At 54.8% G+C, this 3,392-nt stretch carries 1 protein-coding gene; it reads left to right on the forward strand.

What is annotated here, in order from left to right; translation table 11 throughout:
* The first annotated feature begins 68 nt into the window (after positions 1-68).
* Complete coding sequence (gene carB / locus Q0F21_RS06445) at positions 69-3,296, forward strand: carbamoyl-phosphate synthase (glutamine-hydrolyzing) large subunit (protein ID WP_297238433.1); 3,228 nt, start codon at positions 69-71, stop codon at positions 3,294-3,296.
* Positions 3,297-3,392: the final 96 nt, after the last annotated feature.

Below are 3,392 nucleotides of genomic sequence, written 5' to 3' on the forward strand. Positions count from 1 at the left end.
CCCGAGTGCCACGGAGGCCCGATGGATACCGAATTCTTTTTTGATGACTTTATTAAGCTCCTAAACTCGTGAACGTAAAGAAATACAAGAAGATCCTCCTCCTCGGATCCGGTGCCCTCAAGATCGGCGAGGCGGGCGAGTTTGATTACTCTGGATCTCAAGCCCTAAAGGCTCTGAAGGAAGAGGGAATCCATACTGTCCTCGTCAACCCCAATATCGCCACGGTGCAGACGTCGGAGGGGATCGCTGATACGATCTACTTCCTCCCCGTCACTCCGTACTTCATTGAGAGAGTGATCAAGAAGGAGCGTCCCGATGGCATTATGCTCTCCTTCGGCGGACAGACTGCCCTCAACTGTGGTGTTGCCCTCTATGAGAAAGGGATCCTCAGGGACTATAACATTGAGGTCCTCGGTACCCCTGTCCAGGCGATCATGGACACAGAGGACAGGGAGCTCTTTAGCGATCGTATGCACGAGATCGGGGTCCACACCATATCCAGTGAGGCTTGTGAGGATATCGAGCATGCCCGCGAGGCTGCTAAGAAGCTCGGCTATCCTGTCATCATCCGCGCGGCTTACGCCCTCGGTGGTATGGGGAGTGGGTTTTGCGACAACGAGGAGGAGCTAAATGCTCTCTGCGAGCGCGCTTTCTCCTTTTCCCCACAGGTACTGGTGGAGAAGAGTCTCAAGGGGTGGAAAGAGATCGAGTACGAGGTGGTGCGCGATAAGTATGACAACTGCATCACGGTCTGCAATATGGAGAACTTCGACCCGCTCGGTATCCATACCGGTGAGAGTATCGTCGTAGCTCCCTCGCAGACCTTAACTAACTCAGAGTTTCAGAAGCTCCGCGACATCGCCATCCGAATCGTCCGCCATATAGGCATAGTGGGTGAGTGTAATGTCCAGTATGCCTTGGACACCCAGAGTGAGGACTATCGCGTTATCGAGGTTAATGCTCGTCTGAGCCGCTCCTCGGCACTCGCCTCTAAGGCCACCGGCTATCCGCTCGCCTTTGTGGCTGCCAAGCTCGGTATGGGATACGGACTCTATGAGCTGAAGAATAGTGTCACGCAGACCACTTCTGCCTTCTTTGAGCCGGCACTCGATTACGTCGTCTGCAAGATCCCCAGATGGGACCTCAGCAAGTTTGCCGGCGTGTCGCGTGAGATCGGTTCCAGCATGAAGTCTGTAGGCGAGATTATGGCCATCGGTCGCACCTTTGAGGAGGCTATCCAGAAGGGGCTCCGGATGATCGGTCAGGGCATGCACGGCTTCGTCGAGAATAAGGAGCTGGTCATCCCGGATATAGATAAGTCTCTACGGGAGCCTACCGACAACCGCATTTTTGTCATCAGTAAGGCTTTCCGAGCAGGGTATACGATCGATCATATCCACGATCTGACGAAGATCGACAAGTTCTTCCTCCACAAGCTTCGCAATATCATCGATACCGCGGAGGAGCTGGAGACCCTGTCACAGATCAGCGACATCTCGCCAGAGCTGATGAGGAGGGCAAAGGTGCAGGGCTTCTCCGACTTCCAGATCGCACGTGCGGTGCTCAAGCACACGATCAAGGATATGGATGCGGCGCAGCTGGAGGTGCGAGAGCTGCGCAAGAGTATGGGTGTCACCCCGGTGGTGCGCCAGATCGATACGCTCGCAGCGGAGTATCCCGCCAAGACCAATTACCTCTACCTCACTTACGATGGTCACCGCCATGATGTTTCCTTTGAGGATGGGGACAAGAGTGTGATCGTCCTTGGATCAGGGGCGTACCACATCGGTAGCTCGGTCGAGTTTGACTGGTGTGGTGTCTCTGCTCTCAAGGCGATCAAGGAGGAGGGCTACCACTCCATCATGATCAATTACAACCCCGAGACCGTCAGCACCGACTACGATATGTCGGATCGGCTCTACTTCGATGAGCTGACACTGGAGCGGGTACTGGATATCATTGACCTGGAGCAGCCCCACGGCACGATCCTATCGACCGGCGGTCAGATCCCCAATAATCTCGCAATGAGACTCCACCGCTGCGACTGCAAGATCCTCGGCACTCAGCCGGAGGATGTGGACCATGCGGAGGATCGATACAAGTTCTCTGAGATGTGCGATAGTCTCGGTATCGATCAGCCGGCGTGGAGCGAGCTCACCTCATTCGACGATGTCAAGGAGTTTGTCGACAAGGTCGGCTATCCGGTGCTGGTACGTCCCTCCTATGTCCTCAGCGGTGCAGCGATGAATGTCTGCTCCAATGAGGAGGAACTTCAGCGCTTCCTCCGTCTTGCCTCGGATGTCTCCCAAGAGCACCCCGTGGTGATCTCCGACTTTATGGAAAATACAAAGGAGATCGAGATGGATGCAGTGGCGGACAAGGGGGAGCTGGTCGCCTATGCGATTAGTGAGCATATCGAATTCGCCGGCGTACACTCCGGCGACGCCACCATCCAATTCCCCGGGCAGAAGATCTACATTGAGACAGTGCGGCGCATCAAGCGCATCACCCGCCAGATCGCGAAGGCGCTCAATATCTCCGGACCATTCAACGTGCAGTACCTCGCTCGTGGTAATGAGATCAAGGTGATCGAGTGCAACCTCCGAGCCTCGCGCTCCTTCCCCTTCGTCTCGAAAGTGCTCAAGATGAATCTCATCACCCTCGCCACGAAGGTTATGCTCGGCAAGCCGTACGACAAGCCGGAGAAGAGTGTATTTGATCTCGACTATGTCGGTGTCAAGGCGTCTCAATTCTCCTTCTCTCGTCTCCAGCGAGCCGATCCTGTCCTGGGAGTGGATATGATGTCCACCGGAGAGGTGGGCTGTATCTCCTACAGTCCCTCCGAGGCACTCCTCGAGTCGATGCTTGCCGTAGGGCAAAAGATCCCTGAGAGAGGCGTGCTGATGTCCACTGGTGGAGCTAAGCAGAAGGTCGATCTCCTCGAGCCTGCCCGTCTGTTGGTCAAGCGTGGTCTCAAGATCTACGCCACCGAGGGCACCTGTCGCTTCCTTAATGAAAATGGTGTCCCTGCCGAGCTCTGCCACTGGCCAAGCGACGAGGGTAAGAAGCCTCAGGCGCTGGACCTGGTGCGGGACCACACGGTCGATCTCGTGGTGAATATAAATAAAAACCTCACCCCGAGAGAGCTGACCAACGGCTACAAACTGCGTCGTGCAGCCATTGATCACAATATTTCCTTGGTGACCAATGCTCGTCTCGCCGCTTCCTTCATCGAGGCATTCTGTGCCAAGGACGTGGATGAAATAGAGATTATGAGCTGGGACGAATTCAAGTAACTCAAGGTCCGGAATAGCACTTGCAAAGGGCATCTAATCACTGATTAGTGCCCTTTGCTTCGTATGGAGACGGAGGTGATAAAAGAGTAAATTAAA

The sequence above is a fragment of the uncultured Porphyromonas sp. genome (genome assembly GCF_934359325.1).
GTDB lineage: Bacteria > Bacteroidota > Bacteroidia > Bacteroidales > Porphyromonadaceae > Porphyromonas_A.